Origin of the sequence: Citrobacter sp. Cpo040 (assembly GCF_030332915.1) — a bacterium.
GTDB classification, from domain to species: domain Bacteria; phylum Pseudomonadota; class Gammaproteobacteria; order Enterobacterales; family Enterobacteriaceae; genus Citrobacter; species Citrobacter portucalensis.
Map to the genome: position 1 here is coordinate 61,111 of NZ_JAOWGX010000028.1, position 15,404 is coordinate 76,514.

At 51.0% G+C, this 15,404-nt stretch carries 14 protein-coding genes and 1 pseudogene; 3 read left to right on the top strand and 12 right to left on the bottom strand.

Translation table 11 applies throughout. The features are described 5' to 3' along the window. Nucleotides 1-112: 112 nt before the first annotated feature. From OGX86_RS01410 to cpxP, 6 genes are all read right to left on the bottom strand, one after another. Nucleotides 113-1,417, bottom strand: a complete 1,305-nt coding sequence (locus tag OGX86_RS01410; protein WP_008787026.1) for an SLC13 family permease — start codon at nt 1,415-1,417, stop codon at nt 113-115. Nucleotides 1,418-1,490: 73 nt separating this feature from the next. Beyond that, nucleotides 1,491-2,240, bottom strand: a complete 750-nt coding sequence (locus OGX86_RS01415; RefSeq protein WP_286639092.1) for a CDP-diacylglycerol diphosphatase — start codon at nt 2,238-2,240, stop codon at nt 1,491-1,493. Between the two features lie 104 nt (nt 2,241-2,344). Continuing rightward, on the bottom strand, nt 2,345-3,334 hold the full coding sequence (gene sbp, locus OGX86_RS01420) for a sulfate/thiosulfate ABC transporter substrate-binding protein Sbp (protein ID WP_032945592.1): 990 nt from the start codon (nt 3,332-3,334) through the stop codon (nt 2,345-2,347). A gap of 200 nt (nt 3,335-3,534) precedes the next feature. Next, the gene (gene pfkA, locus OGX86_RS01425; protein ID WP_003825214.1) at nt 3,535-4,497 is read right to left on the bottom strand and encodes a 6-phosphofructokinase; all 963 of its coding nucleotides are present in this window, start codon (nt 4,495-4,497) and stop codon (nt 3,535-3,537) included. A gap of 185 nt (nt 4,498-4,682) precedes the next feature. Then, nucleotides 4,683-5,585 (bottom strand): CDF family cation-efflux transporter FieF, encoded by a 903-nt coding sequence (gene fieF, locus OGX86_RS01430; protein ID WP_003825216.1) that lies wholly within the window; start codon nt 5,583-5,585, stop codon nt 4,683-4,685. 147 nt (nt 5,586-5,732) lie between these two features. After that, entirely contained in the window at nt 5,733-6,233 is a 501-nt protein-coding gene (cpxP, locus tag OGX86_RS01435; RefSeq protein WP_008787022.1) for a cell-envelope stress modulator CpxP, read from the bottom strand. Nucleotides 6,234-6,383: 150 nt separating this feature from the next. On the opposite strand from cpxP, the gene cpxR reads away from it, so the two are divergent. Continuing rightward, entirely contained in the window at nt 6,384-7,082 is a 699-nt protein-coding gene (cpxR, locus tag OGX86_RS01440) for an envelope stress response regulator transcription factor CpxR (protein WP_286639095.1), read from the top strand. Beyond that, entirely contained in the window at nt 7,079-8,452 is a 1,374-nt protein-coding gene (gene cpxA, locus OGX86_RS01445) for an envelope stress sensor histidine kinase CpxA (protein ID WP_003028758.1), read from the top strand. Before cpxR ends, cpxA begins: the two co-directional genes overlap by 4 nt. 43 nt (nt 8,453-8,495) lie before the next feature. On the opposite strand, the gene OGX86_RS01450 is transcribed toward cpxA, so the two are convergent. The 4 genes from OGX86_RS01450 to yiiM form a co-directional block, all read right to left on the bottom strand. After that, a complete protein-coding gene (locus OGX86_RS01450) occupies nt 8,496-9,746 on the bottom strand; it encodes an MFS transporter (protein ID WP_095533158.1) in 1,251 nt (416 codons plus the stop codon). Nucleotides 9,747-9,868: 122 nt separating this feature from the next. Continuing rightward, nucleotides 9,869-10,822, bottom strand: coding sequence for a sugar phosphate isomerase/epimerase family protein (locus OGX86_RS01455; protein WP_168978998.1), 954 nt, complete (start codon nt 10,820-10,822; stop codon nt 9,869-9,871). Between the two features lie 8 nt (nt 10,823-10,830). Then, on the bottom strand, nt 10,831-11,535 hold the full coding sequence (locus tag OGX86_RS01460) for a GntR family transcriptional regulator (protein ID WP_048227706.1): 705 nt from the start codon (nt 11,533-11,535) through the stop codon (nt 10,831-10,833). Nucleotides 11,536-11,762: 227 nt separating this feature from the next. Next, nucleotides 11,763-12,437: a 6-hydroxyaminopurine reductase gene (yiiM, locus tag OGX86_RS01465; protein ID WP_128317275.1), complete on the bottom strand. Its 675-nt coding sequence runs from the start codon at nt 12,435-12,437 to the stop codon at nt 11,763-11,765. 152 nt (nt 12,438-12,589) lie between these two features. Here yiiM and OGX86_RS01470 point away from each other — a divergent pair, with 152 nt between their 5' ends. Further along, nucleotides 12,590-13,486, top strand: coding sequence for a dihydrodipicolinate synthase family protein (locus tag OGX86_RS01470; RefSeq protein WP_168978997.1), 897 nt, complete (start codon nt 12,590-12,592; stop codon nt 13,484-13,486). A gap of 41 nt (nt 13,487-13,527) precedes the next feature. Here OGX86_RS01470 and kdgT read toward each other — a convergent pair. Beyond that, nucleotides 13,528-14,510 (bottom strand): annotated as a pseudogene (kdgT, locus tag OGX86_RS01475) (2-keto-3-deoxygluconate transporter). Between the two features lie 233 nt (nt 14,511-14,743). Next, on the bottom strand, nt 14,744-15,364 hold the full coding sequence (sodA, locus tag OGX86_RS01480) for a superoxide dismutase [Mn] (protein ID WP_003825239.1): 621 nt from the start codon (nt 15,362-15,364) through the stop codon (nt 14,744-14,746). Between the last annotated feature and the right edge of the window lie 40 nt (nt 15,365-15,404).

Consider the following 15,404-nt stretch of genomic DNA (forward strand, 5'->3'; position numbering starts at 1 on the left):
AATCAATCCTTGAGTTTCCAGTGCGCAAATCTGCGCCCCGGTATTAACCGCCATCAGCCCAAATAAAACAATTCATCATCTCACAAAACAAAAAATTAACATTTAGATACAGCTACAGTTTTCCTAACACCGTAAACCAGGCGTAATCCAGCGGCAGAAGAATCAAATACGTTGCCGCCGCCAGTGCGATACACAGCAGCATCCCCGCCCTTGCAGGTACTTTCCCGAGCGCCATCGCCACTACGATCGGTGAAGCCTGGTACGGCAACAGTGGCGTGGAATAACCCAGCACCTGGATCATAATCACCGACAGCAGCGGGAATCCCGTCGCATCGGCAAAACTTTGCGCCAACGTGGTATACAGCGCCGGAACACCGTTCGCCGTCATAATAAAATTAAGCGCTGTGGTAATACCGGTCAGCGCGAGGAAACTGGTAAACGGCTTTTCCGCATCCAGCGGCATCACCTGTAACAGCGCTTCGCCAACAGCGCTACCAATACCGGTCTGCGTGACGGTGATCGCCAGCCCCAGAATACCCGCCACATAAATACAGGTACGAATGTTGACCCCAGTTGAAAACTCGTCGCCATTGATAAAGCCAACCCGTGGTAGCAATGTGATAACTGCCGCCGCCAGCCCGGTCCACGCGGGGCCAATGCCGTGCCAGCTTTCGCTTACCCACAAGAACAGCACCACCGCTAACATCCAGGCCAGACGTTTTTCATCCCGGCTCATCGGCTCCGGCGGCGTGAGATCGCGCGGCGCATGCGGCTTGCCAGGGAACAACCAGCAGATAAGCACAATGAGCACCGCGCCTTTAAGCCAACCCAGAACCGGCGTATGCAGCAGCAAATAGGGAAGATAATTGAGGTGGATGCCGTAAGAGCCTTCCGCCGCGCCGCTCATCACCAGATTCGGTACGTTAGCGGGTAAAATCGTCGCAGAAAGCTGGAACGTCCCAAACCCGACGGCCAGTGCCAGACCATACCAGGCGCGCGTGCCGTCGTTAATTCCAGCCCGTTTCGCCATCGCCGCGACAATCGGCATCAGCAGCGCAATGCGGCCCATGTTGGATGGCATCACAAATGCCAGCGCGTAACTCAGCAGCACTACGCTCGCCACCATTAACGGCCAGGAATCAGTCAACCTCGATGACAGCGCCCTCGCCGCCCTGTCCGCCAGCCCCGTTTTACGAATCGCGATACCCAGTACAAAGCCGCTAAACACCAGCCAGAACGCGGAGGACGCAAAGCCGCCAAAAATCACATCCGGTGGCGCGATTTTGGCGACCATCGCCACGGCAAAGAACAGCAGCGCCGTTATAAACTCCGGCAGCAGCGACGTAGCCCAGAGCAGAATGGTGATACCAACCACCAGAGAGGGGATAAACAGAGGGTGTGTAAGCCAGAGCGACATGCCTGTCTCCTGTTGTTTTTTTCAACAAGAATACGGGGACAGGCATGCGGAGTAAACGCCAGATTAGGTGGGGTTAACGCAGAATATCACATTGATGATCCTGAATTTCCTCAGCGGAGGCGAGATTCAGAGCCAGCAGATTGCGCTGAGTAGCCAGCAGGACAAAGGATTCGTCGCTCTGGCGCACCATCGCCAACGCATAGCTGCCCATATGCTCACGCGCATCCGGCACCTCTTCCGCCAGCATCATAAACGGGCTGCGTTGTGCCAGTTCATTTTCCGTGACGCGACGCGCCAGATATTCATGACCGCGCAGCCCACCCGGCAAAGGCAACCAGCGGGTGCTGATTTTCGCCAGGTTGTCATCCAGCAGCTTTCTGACATCGGTTCGCAGGCAGGAGATATGAATATGCAGGTGATTTTGCGTACGCCCGCTACGCGAGTTAATGGTCAGAGAGACTGCTTTGTCAGGGATTTCCTGGCCGTATTTTTGGCTCATAAAGCTACGCGCCTGCCAGGCCAGCCAGAAAAAGTTCGGTGTGCCTGATTTCAACAACAGCGGACTTTCCGTACCGTTGATCCGCCAGGTAGGCATCAACAGATATTGCAGTGGGCCGTTACGGTCTTTGAACACCACATATCCGGCATCCGGCTTTACTTCAGCGCATGGGGCGGGGTCCTGCTGCTGCAACTGGTGCGGCAAGCATTGCTGAAGAACAATCTGGCGTAACGCGTCCGGGTTGCCGGTGAATTTCCAGTACCCGATACCTGCAGCGGCGGCGACCACAATCACCGCCAGTAAAAGATAGCCTGCTTTTTTCATTACGCGTTTCCTGTATCCCATTGAAGGGCAAGAGTAACGCAAAACCATGACAAATAAAAAACCCGGTCGCGTTAGGCCACCGGGTCGGTAAATCACAGACTTATTTATCGTTTACTGATTTGGTCGAACGTACCGCCGTTAGAGAAGTGCTCTTTCTGCGCTTTCGTCCAGCCGCCAAACTCTTCGTCGATAGTGAACAGCTTCAGCTTCGGAAATGCGTTTTCGTATTTCTTAGCGACTTCTGCATCACGTGGACGGTAGAAGTTTTTCGCTGCTATCTCCTGACCTTCCGGCGAGTAGAGATACTTCAGGTAAGCTTCCGCCACCGCTTTGGTATCTTTCTTTTCCACCACTTTATCAACCACGGATACGGTCGGCTCCGCGAGGATAGATTCACTCGGGGTCACTATCTCGAATTTATCTTTGCCCAGCTCGTTCGTTGCCAACAGCGCTTCGTTTTCCCAGGCAATCAGCACATCACCGATACCACGTTCAACGAAGGTATTGGTTGAGCCACGTGCGCCAGAATCGAGTACCTCAACGTTTTTATACAGGGCCTTCACAAAGTCTTGTGCCTTGGCCTGATCGTTGTTGTTGTGGTGCAGGGCATAGCCCCATGCCGCCAGATAGTTCCAGCGAGCTCCGCCGGAGCTTTTCGGGTTTGGCGTAATGACCGACACGCCCGGTTTGATTAAATCGTTCCAGTCATGAATTTGTTTGGGATTGCCTTTGCGGACCAGGAACACGATGGTGGAGGTGTAAGGCGCAGAATTATCCGGCAGGCGTTTAATCCAGTTTTTATCGATACGGCCACGTTCAGCAATGGCATCCACGTCGTAAGCAAGTGCCAGCGTCACAACATCGGCTTCAATGCCGTTGATGACGGAAGTCGCCTGTTTACCCGAACCGCCATGCGACTGGCGGATCACAACGTTGTCGCCCGTTTCCTGCTTCCAGTGCGCGCTGAAGGCCTTATTGTACTGCTCGTACAATTCACGCGTTGGATCGTACGATACGTTAAGTAACTGAATATCCTTTGCCAGAACGCTGGTCGATGCCAGCAATAATGTTAACCCTACGCCCCATTTGTTCATCGCCCAGCTCTCTTAGGTAGTGTTGTGATGAGCAAAGCGTGCCAGAAAGGAATCCAAACATTAAAGAATAAAAAAAGATTTGCTATAACTTGGGGGAATATATGGAGTCGAGTTTTTGCCTGATGGCGCTACGCTTATCAGGCCTACGATTTGCATCATGTAGGCCGGATAAGGCGCAAGCCGCCATCCGGCAATTGCAATTAGTACAGTTTTTTCGCGCAGTCCAGCCAGTCACCTTTGAACGGACGCTTCATGTTTTCGATAGCGTCGATGATGTCGTGGTGAACCAGCTGCTCGTTCTGAATACCTACGCAGCGACCGCCGTGACCTTCCAGCAGAAGTTCAATGGCATAGGCGCCCATACGGGATGCCAGGATACGGTCGTAAGGAACCGGGGAACCACCACGCTGAATGTGACCCAGTACGGTTGCACGCGTTTCACGACCCGTTTCTTTCTCAATGTAATGCGCCAGTTCGTCAACGTCACACATGTGTTCAGTGATCGCTACGATTGCGTGTTTTTTACCTTTCGCGATGCCCGCTTTGATTTCAGTAACCAAATCGTCACGGCTGAATTCCACTTCCGGAACCACCACGAACTCACAACCACCGGCAATTGCAGCCGCCAGGGTCAGGTCACCACAGTAGCGGCCCATCACTTCGACGATGGAAATGCGCTGGTGAGAAGAAGATGTATCACGCAGGCGGTCAATCGCTTCGACAACGGTACCCAGAGCGGTGAAGTAACCGATGGTGTAGTCGGTACCTTTGATATCGTTATCGATAGTGCCCGGCAGACCGATGCATGGGAAGCCCATTTCGGTCAGGCGTTTTGCACCCATGTAAGAACCGTCACCCCCGATAACAACCAGGGCGTCGATGCCACGCTTCTTCAGGTTTTCGATCGCCACCGCACGTACGTTTTCATCACGGAATTCCGGGAAGCGAGCAGAACCGAGGAAAGTACCGCCACGGTTGATCATGTCGGACACGCTGTAGCGGTCAAGCTGGACCATACGGTCTTCATACAAACCCAGGTAGCCATCATGGATCCCCATGACTTCCAGCCCTTCCGTCAACGCTGCACGTACAACACCACGGATTGCTGCGTTCATGCCCGGCGCATCACCGCCGCTTGTCAACACACCGATTTTCTTAATCATGACTACCTCTGAACTTTGGAATGCAAAATGAAATCTGCTGCCGGAAGTCGATTCCGCATATCGAAACGATCCAACGAATATGCAGATAGTATAACAATCACTTCCTGCTGAATTGATTCAGGTCAGGCCAAATGGTGGTAATTTATACACAAAATGCTGGCCCGGTTCACTTTTTTTACAACGAATTATGAAAGCTCAAACATCTTGCCTTCCTTGGGTACGACTGAACAGGGATCCTGATGAATGATGACATCCGATCCCGGGAAACGCCGTAAAATTGCCTGCTCAACCTGTTCAGCCACTAAATGCGCCTGAACGAGCGGCAGATTATCTTCCATTTCCAAATGAATCTGAATAAAGCGGGTCGGCCCTGACTGCCGCGTGCGAAGATCGTGAGCGCCGCTGACTCCAGGCCATGACGTCACAATATCAATAATTTCCTGACGTTCCTCATCGGGTAAAGCGCGATCCAGCAAAGATTGCACTGCCTCATACCCCATGCGTAATGCGCTATATAAAATATAGATGCCAATCCCGAGCGCAAACAAGGCATCTGCACGATGCCAGCCATACCATGCCAGCCCGAGCGCAATGAGAATCGCACCGTTCATCATAACATCAGACTGATAATGAAGCATATCTGCCCGAACGGCCTGACTTTGCGTGCGCTTCACTACCCAGCGCTGAAACGAGACCAGAATGATTGTACACACTAACGCAATGATGGTGACAACCACCCCGACGCCAGGATCTTTCATCGGCGTGGGTTGGATGAGATGCTGAATCCCGGTCAGGAATAAAAACAGCGCCGAACCAGAAATAAACATGCTTTGCGCCAACGCCGCCAGCGATTCCGCTTTTCCGTGTCCGAACGTATGCTCATCATCGGCCGGTTGCAGCGAATAGCGCACCACCAACAGGTTGGTTAACGACGCCGCGATGTCCACCAGAGAATCCACCAGTGCAGCCAGAATACTGACCGATCCGGTGTACCACCACGCGAAAATTTTGATCAAAAGTAACAGCGATGCCATCACGGTCGCCGCGATTGCCGCCCTGCTCACCAGCCGCCCATAGGTTTGATTCATAAACACTCCTGCCAGGATATGCCGCTAGTATAACGGATGAAGTAAAACAGTCAGGCAATAACCGAGGGACAAATTTTGGGCAAAAAAAACCCCCACATCATGTGGGGGAAGACAGGGATGGTGTCTATGGCAAGGAAAACAGGGTTACTACTGGGAACGTGAGTTGCTACTACTCAATAAATTCAACGATGAGCTTTTTTTCCAGTGCGCTACATCGCGCAGTTGCTCCATTCGTTGTTCATGTTTCTCATTTAAAACCGCTTGCTGCTCTGGCGTTAACAGGCGATACATCTGGTTGCGGATCCTGGCTATTTCAACCTGGCGGGCAACCTGTTCTTGCGCCATTCTTTCTGCCTGAGCGCGCACTGCGCTTTCATCAAATTTCTCTGCGGTGACAAGGCGATGCATTGTCTCCATTTCGCTAACATTAACAGGAGGCTGTTCGTGTCTTGCCTGCTGCATTAAATCTCGCATCTGTTGACGTTGATGTTCGGTTAAACTGATACCGTCAAACATGTGGCTCTGAACGCTGCGTTGCGATGAGCCTTCACCCAGGTGCCAGTGATCGCCTGTGACGACTTCAGCTGCATGGCTAAATGTACTGAGTGCCAGCGTTGAGGCCATGACGGCAGCGGTAACTTTGCCCATCACTTGCTCCCAAAATCTTTTCTGTCGCGATTCAACGAGAGACAGTTTACGATTCGGGCTGCAAACATGCGTCAGGGGGTGTAAAACAACGTAAAGTCATAGATTAGCGACGCCTGATGACGTAATTTCTGCCTCGGAGGTACGTAAACAATGAATAAAATCCTGTTAGTTGATGATGACCGAGAGCTGACTTCCCTGTTAAAGGAGTTGCTCGAAATGGAAGGTTTCGATGTGCTGGTTGCCCATGATGGGGAACAGGCGCTTGAGCTTCTGGATGACAGCATCGATTTACTTTTGCTCGACGTCATGATGCCAAAGAAAAACGGCATCGATACGCTGAAAGCACTTCGTCAGACACACCAGACACCCGTAATCATGCTGACCGCTCGCGGCAGCGAATTGGATCGCGTACTTGGCCTTGAGCTGGGCGCGGACGACTATTTACCCAAACCGTTTAACGACCGTGAACTGGTCGCGCGCATCCGCGCTATTCTGCGTCGCTCACACTGGAGCGAACAGCAGCAGAACAGCGATAACGGCTCGCCGACGCTGGAAGTAGATGCGTTAAGCCTTAATCCGGGTCGCCAGGAAGCCAGCTTTGACGGGCAAATTCTGGAGTTAACCGGCACCGAATTCACCCTGCTCTATTTGCTGGCTCAGCATCTCGGTCAGGTGGTTTCGCGTGAGCACCTGAGCCAGGAAGTGCTGGGCAAACGCCTGACGCCTTTCGATCGCGCGATCGACATGCATATCTCGAACCTGCGTCGTAAGCTGCCAGAGCGTAAAGACGGACACCCGTGGTTTAAAACCCTGCGTGGTCGCGGCTACCTGATGGTCTCCGCTTCATGATAGGGAGCTTAACCGCACGCATCTTTGCCATCTTCTGGTTGACGCTGGCACTGGTGTTGATGTTGGTACTGATGTTACCCAAGCTCGACTCACGCCAGATGACCGAGCTACTGGACAGCGAGCAGCGCCAGGGGTTAATGATTGAGCAACACGTTGAAGCTGAACTGGCGAACGATCCACCCAACGATTTGATGTGGTGGCGTCGCTTGTTTCGGGCGATAGACAAGTGGGCGCCGCCAGGACAGCGGCTATTACTTGTTACGACGGAAGGACGCGTGATCGGCGCAGAACGCAACGAAATGCAGATCATTCGTAACTTTATTGGTCAGGCCGATAACGCCGACCATCCGCAAAAGAAAAAATACGGTCGCGTTGAGATGGTCGGGCCTTTCTCCGTCAGAGACGGTGAAGATAACTACCAGTTGTATCTCATACGACCTGCCAGCAGCTCACAATCTGACTTTATCAACCTGCTGTTCGACCGACCGCTGTTGTTGCTGATCGTCACCATGTTAGTCAGCTCACCGCTATTGCTTTGGCTTGCCTGGAGTCTGGCGAAACCGGCGCGTAAGTTGAAAAACGCGGCGGATGAAGTAGCTCAGGGTAACCTACGTCAACATCCTGAGCTGGAAGCCGGTCCGCAGGAGTTCCTGGCGGCAGGCGCAAGCTTTAACCAGATGGTGACGGCATTGGAACGGATGATGACCACACAGCAACGCCTGCTGTCGGACATCTCTCACGAGCTGAGAACACCGCTAACGCGTCTGCAACTGGGCACCGCTCTGCTGCGCCGTCGTAGCGGTGAGAGCAAAGAGCTGGAGCGCATTGAAACAGAAGCTCACCGACTGGACAGCATGATCAACGACCTGCTGGTGATGTCACGTAATCAGCAGAAAAACGCGCTGGTCAGCGAAACAGTGAAAGCTAATCAGCTTTGGGGTGAAGTGTTGGATAACGCCGCCTTTGAAGCTGAGCAGATGGGTAAATCACTCACGGTGAATTTCCCGCCGGGTCCGTGGCCGCTGTACGGTAACCCAAATGCGTTGGAAAGTGCGCTGGAAAACATTGTGCGCAATGCCCTGCGCTATTCACATACGAAGATTGAAGTTGGCTTCGCGGTGGATATCGACGGGATTACCATCACCGTGGACGACGATGGCCCAGGCGTTAGCCCTGAAGACAGAGAACAGATTTTCCGTCCGTTCTATCGTACCGATGAGGCGCGCGATCGCGAGTCTGGCGGAACAGGTCTGGGTCTGGCGATTGTTGAAACCGCAATTCAGCAGCATCGTGGCTGGGTGAAGGCCGAAGACAGCCCGCTGGGTGGCTTACGGCTGGTGATTTGGTTACCGCTGTATAAACGCGCTTAACAGGCTTCCCCGGTACGACATGATTACCGGGGAAGTATTCACGTTATGCCGCCGCAGCCGCAGCCGCTAGCTTTTGCTTTTTAATCCGCTTCACCAGAATTGTCGAACAGATAAAGCCCATTAAACTGAACGCAATCATCACGCTAAAGACATAGTTGTAGCCAGTGATGCCGCTATTGGTATCCAGCAAATAGCCGTACAACGTGTACGCAAACATCGCTGGCATATAACCGATGATGCAACCAAATGCCATTGCCGAGCCCGCATACTCACGTGGGGTACCGATCTCATCCATCGGCGCGAAGAAAATGGCGCGCTGTGAGAAGATAATCGCTCCGAACCCTAATGTCGCCGCCATACCGATATACACGTTCATTGTTTGATGCGGTAACTGCATGAACACAAGCATCGCCACAGCAGAGATCAGGAACGTCCACTTCAGATACACTGTCGGTGATTTAGCAACTTTATCTGCCAACATTCCGCCAATCGGCCCACCTACCATTTTTAACGCATACTGGTTGATGATGCCGTACGCACCGACGAGAGCTACCGGCAGCATATAGATATCTTTTAAGAACGGGATAAAGTAAGTCAGTCCACAGTACGCGGCATAAACGAAGAAAATACCTAAAGAAGCCAGCCAAACATTAGGGCAGGACAAAACATGTTTGATACCCTTTAACACTTCCATGTTGGCACTGGTTTTCTCGCCGCCTTTCACTTTGTCATCATCGACAATAAAGTACGTCACAATACCTGCCACAAGCGTAATTACCGTATAGAACAACAGGCCCGCCTGCATCCCCGCTTTACCTTCACCAAACTGGACGAAGACAAACAGAGCGCCAGATGCAACGATAACATCCACCACGCCACGTCCGGCTTCTAAAAAGCCGAACATGCGTCCTTGTTCTTCTTTCGTTCCCAGCAAACGAACGGCTTTCAGCAATACCGGCCAATAAACCACATCGGCAAAGAAAGCCATCGCGGCAAAGCAAATGAGATAACCAGTAAATGACGGTAGCGTTGCCAGATATAAGCCACATAACCCAACGCCAATCAGACCGAACGGTAATAATATTTTCTTGGAGTAACGATCTGCGATATAGAGAGAAAGAAAAAGTCCGGTTGTCTGAACAATCGTATAAACCGTAAAGCTCAACCCAATTTGCGTATTAGTTAAACCCCAGTCATTCTGCATTGGCACATAGAAAACATCTTTCATACTTGAAAGCTTGAATATCGTGCCGCCGCCTAAAATCAAAAAACAGAGCCTTGCCCATTTATTCATGAACATGATTAAACCCTCATTGCTTGTTGAGAGAAATATCTAAATTAAATTGTATAATTAATAAAGCCAAGGGATTATTTTCATAATCCTTTCCGCATTTAATAATATTTTAAGAAAACTAATTAATTGCCTATAAACTTGTCACATATATCACGAATGTATTTTATTTGGGCAAGAGCATGTTCTTTTTCCTGCGCCAGTCGCGCATCAATCATGTTACTGTCAGGCAGCGGCGTATAACTTGCATCGCGCCATGGGATCCATGGATTATCACCCTCATCGTCGAAGCGAAATGCAGGGGCATAATATTCAACTTCTTCTTCCAGGCCAAAAGCATGTACTTGCGGTTTAACTTCACCTAAAAGTAATAATGCCTTAAGCATTTCTTCCATGGGTAAATCGCCGTGTCCTGAACGACAAGCCTCATGCCCCCAGCCTTTACCTTCTTTAATAATTTTTGCGTCTTTGATATGCACCTGAGTGATCAGAGGAGACATAACCTCTAACGCAGAAAGCGGCTGCTCATTGGCATTAATCATGTTGCCAAAATCAAACAGAATAGAGAGATTTTTCATCCCGCTATTGTTAACCAGCGTCACCAGCTCATGGCCTTGCAGATCTTCATGCTGTTCGATAGTAAAGCTTAGTCCGCAATCGTCATACTGAGACAGCCACGCAATATCATTGGCAATCTTCGCCATAACATCGTTGAGATGCCCTTCATAACGCGGGTAGAAACGCACTGAAGTTGCACCAGTAGCAACAGCAATACGGATGGCATCCGTCAATGTCGCCTTATCCGATGCGCTCGTTTCGATATGCACATCCAGATTATATTTTTTGGCCTTCTCTTTAAAATCGTGTAGCTGCTGATCGTTCAGTTTCTGCAGTGATTGGGACTCACCATCCTCAACATGTATTTTTACACCCTTCAATTTTTGCTGATGCGCAATATCCAGAAGATCCCCCGGCAGGACTCTCTCGTAGCGCATATTCAGATGAAAAGCATAAGCATGTAGGTACAGCGGTATATTTCTCGCGCGTTCCGCAAGAAGTGCTTGGTTACATTTTCCCATTATTTTTCTCATTCATCGCGAATAACAAGTTCCACTGATTCAAGTCGCCAGTATTCGAAATCAACCTGAACCACTTTTTTATCTCGGGTAGCCCGATGTTTTTCTACTAAAATTCCATACGTATTAGGCGCAACACCCAGCTCTTTGCAGGCCACTTCTGGCATATTGACCGGTTTAAAAATCATTTCTTTGATATTTAAAACATGGCCAAATGCATCTTCCCAGACGCTGGCAAAAGACTGATTGCCCAATTTATTAATGAATCCTGGCGCAACATCGGCATCAATATAGGATTCATGGTAAAACACTTTATGTGAATCAAGACCGCACCAACCGGTAACTAAATAACGATCGCCCGAAGAGAGAAAAACATCCTCAACATGGTGTGGGACTGTATCAATGGTTTCTTTGGTTAAATAATCCCAAAAAGGCTTACGTCCCTGAGCACAGGCTTCAGCATTGAAGCTGGAAAGTGATTTAGGGTTATAAATAAATCGCTTCGACGAAATAAACCAACCACTGCGGTTCTTACGGAAAATACGCGCATCGATCTCAAGCTCAATCAGAACCTGACGTAAGGTCATACGCTTTGCATCCAGCAGCTCACATAACTCCCTTTCCGAAGGCAATTTGGACCCCGCTGGTAAATTCTTCTCGTTTAACCAGCTTTCAAAGCGCTCCCTGAGCACATCAACATTGTTTTTCTTTTTCATTTCGCTCATCTGGTTTAAACCAATTTGAAGCTAAGATATTTGAGTGCAGGAAATACTCAAGTTTTTTTTCAACGCAGAGTTTCTTTTTGTGGGCCAGGTATCAAGAATGGCTTTGAAGCAAACTATGATCGTCAGGTTTTTGCCCGGTTTGGTACGCAGGGGATGAACCACGGGGGAGAGGTAAATCAGGTGTCGCCACCTGATTTAATTGCCAGATGAAGGTAGGTTTATTTTCCCCACAAACGGCGGGAATTGTCTTCGATCTTGCCGCTTAAACGGCGCTTTTGCATCGTTCTGGTCCAGCTTTTTGATAACCCGGCAGCCGACAGTAAACGATGATATTGCGAATCATCAAACGGCATATGCCAGGCGATAGCAATTGCCTCCTGTACGCTGACGTCGCTCACGCGTGACGCCAGGATCAACGGCGCGTCTGCTGACACCTGACCAGGCGCGATGACGCTGCACAGCCAGCCTGTCTTACCCGCATCCTGCATCTGGCTGGCCATATCGCTGATGCCAAAATGGAAATTCAGCTTAAAGCATGGCGAGCGCGGCTGCGTGACTTGAATCAGCGCCTCTCCCCACTGGAAAATGTCGCCAATATACACATTCTCTTCAGTTAGCCCCTCAGTAGAGAGGTTCTCACCAAACGCAGGCGCGACAAATAGCTCCGCCTGCTCCGGAAATGCTTGTCTCCAGTGCTGGTAGTGCTCACGCGGATAGTGACACAGCGCGCGATCCGGCCCGCCGTGAATTTTCGTTTCCGCCTGTTCATCCCCCGTCAGCCCCAGTTCGGTCAGCATCAGCTCACCGTCAATCTGGACTTTAGCAATCGCGCTAGGACGGCTTCCCGTGTAGTCCCGAACTTTGCCCGTAAAAACATCGACCGGATATCGCATCTGTTCCCTCTCCCGATAAATTTCCCCCATTACACCACATTTATTTTACCCCAGTCGCTCAAAATGAGAGCACGGTTCACATGAAACTTAGGGACACATGCTATCAATGTAATCTAGTTTTGAAACATCATTTCAAATAAGGAGTCGACAACGTGACTGGTCAATCGCAATTTGCTGGCGTCTGGTGTCCTTCCATTACGCCAATGGACAATGATGGCAAGATCGATCTCAACGGTCTAAGCCTGCATCTCAAACGCCTTACCGAGGCCAAAATCGACGTGATTTTGCTGATGGGCAGCATCGGGGAATTTGCCTCCTTTACGCTCGAAGAAAGGCTGCTGCTGATCCGCGAGGCCCGCGCAATGAGCTCGCTAAAGATGGTCGCCAACGTCTCATCCACCTGCCAGAATGATGTTTTATTGATGGCGCAGGAAGCGTATCGCGCAGGTTACGATGCCGTGATGATCCTGCCGCCCTACTACTACGGACAAACGGCGAAACAGCTGCTGAGCTACTTCCGTCAGTTGGGGCAGAAACTCAGCGGCAAATGGTTTGCTTATAACTTCCCGGCACGCACCGGCTGCGATTTAACCCCCGAACTGGTAGCCACCCTCGCCGCCGAGTTCCCGAATTTCGCTGGCATTAAAGACACCGTCGACTGCCAGTCCCATACCCGCAGTATGATTCAGACCACCCGCGCCGTGCGGGAGGATTTTGCCGTGCTGTCCGGCTATGACGAATACTACATTCCCAACCTGTTAGCAGGTGGCGCGGGGATTATTTCAGGGTTGAACAACGTCATGCCGGAACTGTTTGTCAGCGCGCGGGAAGCGTTTAAACAGGGCGACCTGGCAGCGCTTCGCAATATTCAGGACCAGATTGGCACCTACATGTCCATCTATGCTATCGGCGAAGATTTTGTCACCACCATCAAAACCGTGGTATCGCGTAAGTTTGGCTATTGTACCGGCGTGTCACGTAATGCCGGTGGAGAGTTGAACGAGAGTGAGTGTCGAACAATCGATGAGGTGTTTGTCGTCAAAGGGTAAATAATTAAGCCGGATGGTGCAGACCATCCGGCTTAAGAGACTTACTTCACGGTGCCACGAATATCAATTTCTGCCGCCCTTGCTTTGGCCCTTTCGACCAGATAGACGTGATAATCGGCACCAGAATGGAGGTCACAATCACCGACGTGGCGACCAGGGAAGTTGCTGCCGGTGCCATCGGTTTAAATGCCGGAACCATTTCAGCAATCAGCACAGGCGTAGCAACCGCCGCCCCCGCAGAACTGGAAGCGGCAATCCCCGCCGTACCATCGCCACCACCAATCAGTTTATCGGCGATAATCAATGGAATACCAGTGATGATAATCACCGCCACGCCCAGCAGAATACCCAGCACGCCGGTCTGCGCAATCACGCTCAAATCAATGGTGTTACCTAATGCGAAGGCAAAGAACGGGATCAGCGTCTGCACCGCTTTGCTGAAGAACTCCCGCAGTTCAGGGTCCAGATTCCCCAGCGCAAAGCCAATCAGGAACGGCAATACTGCACCAACAAATACGTGTGGTTCAAACGACGCGATCCCGGCGGTTCCCAGAATCACCATGGTCATCAGCGGGCCAGACTCCAGCGACATCAGGACAAACGCCCCGGCCTCTTCTTTGGTGCCGTACTGCTGCATAATTGAGGCATACAGCCCGCCGTTGGTCATATCCATCGCGGCCACCAGCGCCAGCGTAGACAACCCAGCGAAGAATCCGACCTCTACACCATGTTCCGGCAAAATGCGTGAAGCAATCGCTGCAACCACCCACGCCACCAGAATCTTGGTTATGACTAACGTACCTGATTTACGCAGCACGGTGCCGGTGGCGCTTAGCTTGATCGACGCCCCCATGCAAAAGAACCAGACTGCCAGGATAGGCACCGTACCGGTGATCATACCGTTGGTAAAAGAGCCGAAATATTTCCCGGCACCGGGGGAAAAGGTGTGACACAACGCGCCCAGGAAAAGCGGCACCAGCATCATACCGCCTGGGATTTTCTCTATCGTACGTTTGATCTGCATTTCCATCACCTGTAGACATAAAAATGGGGCAATTTTTATGGGCGATTGCATCTTGCTTTGAGATGCGCCCGTCTTGATGAAAAGAAGATAGACATTCATAGAGACTATAAAAGTGATCCCACTCGCATAATAAAACCTTGTTTCAATTTAAGTGGATCATTGTTTTTATATTGAGTTTGATCACAAAAAAACCCCACAAGCATCGCTTGCAGGGCTTTGTTAAAGCGTAGAACTTATTTTTTTGCTGCGAAACGCGCGGCAGCTTCGTCCCAGTTCACGACGTTCCAGAACTCTTTGATGTAGTCCGGGCGACGGTTCTGGAATTTCAGGTAGTAAGCGTGTTCCCAAACGTCCAGGCCCACGATTGGGAAACCGGAAGCGCCAGAGATAGCTTCACCCATCAGCGGGGAATCCTGGTTGGCGGTGGAAACAACAGCCAGTTTGTCACCTTTCAGAACCAGCCACGCCCAGCCGGAGCCAAAGCGGGTTGCCGCTGCTTTTTCAAATTCAGCTTTGAAGTTGTCAACGGAGCCAAAGTCACGTTCGATAGCCGCTTTCAGGTCGCCCTGCAGCGTAGTACCGGTTTTCAGGCCTTTCCAGAACAGGCTGTGGTTAGCGTGACCGCCCGCGTTGTTACGCAGTACGGTTTTCTTGTCTGCTGGCAGTTGATCCAGTTTGGTGATCAACTCTTCAACGGACAGGCTGGCGAATTCAGGCAGGCTTTCCAGCGCAGCGTTGGCGTTATTTACGTAAGCCTGGTGGTGTTTGGTGTGGTGAATTTCCATCGTCTGCTTATCGAAGTGCGGTTCAAGGGCATCATAAGCGTACGGCAGGGATGGCAGTGTATAACTCATAATCATCTCCAGTATTGTCGGGCGGCCAGTGTTAACGCCG

Excerpts from the sequence above, each read along its gene's own strand:
- sbp (WP_032945592.1), bottom strand. The coding sequence starts at position 3,334 with ATGAACAAATGGGGCGTAGGGTTAACATTATTGCTGGCATCGACCAGC.
- OGX86_RS01415 (WP_286639092.1), bottom strand. The coding sequence starts at position 2,240 with ATGAAAAAAGCAGGCTATCTTTTACTGGCGGTGATTGTGGTCGCCGCC.
- pfkA (WP_003825214.1), bottom strand. The coding sequence starts at position 4,497 with ATGATTAAGAAAATCGGTGTGTTGACAAGCGGCGGTGATGCGCCGGGC.
- sodA (WP_003825239.1), bottom strand. The coding sequence starts at position 15,364 with ATGAGTTATACACTGCCATCCCTGCCGTACGCTTATGATGCCCTTGAA.
- OGX86_RS01460 (WP_048227706.1), bottom strand. The coding sequence starts at position 11,535 with ATGAAAAAGAAAAACAATGTTGATGTGCTCAGGGAGCGCTTTGAAAGC.
- cpxA (WP_003028758.1), top strand. The coding sequence starts at position 7,079 with ATGATAGGGAGCTTAACCGCACGCATCTTTGCCATCTTCTGGTTGACG.
- OGX86_RS01450 (WP_095533158.1), bottom strand. The coding sequence starts at position 9,746 with ATGAATAAATGGGCAAGGCTCTGTTTTTTGATTTTAGGCGGCGGCACG.
- cpxP (WP_008787022.1), bottom strand. The coding sequence starts at position 6,233 with ATGGGCAAAGTTACCGCTGCCGTCATGGCCTCAACGCTGGCACTCAGT.
- OGX86_RS01410 (WP_008787026.1), bottom strand. The coding sequence starts at position 1,417 with ATGTCGCTCTGGCTTACACACCCTCTGTTTATCCCCTCTCTGGTGGTT.
- OGX86_RS01455 (WP_168978998.1), bottom strand. The coding sequence starts at position 10,822 with ATGGGAAAATGTAACCAAGCACTTCTTGCGGAACGCGCGAGAAATATA.
- fieF (WP_003825216.1), bottom strand. The coding sequence starts at position 5,585 with ATGAATCAAACCTATGGGCGGCTGGTGAGCAGGGCGGCAATCGCGGCG.
- cpxR (WP_286639095.1), top strand. The coding sequence starts at position 6,384 with ATGAATAAAATCCTGTTAGTTGATGATGACCGAGAGCTGACTTCCCTG.
- yiiM (WP_128317275.1), bottom strand. The coding sequence starts at position 12,437 with ATGCGATATCCGGTCGATGTTTTTACGGGCAAAGTTCGGGACTACACG.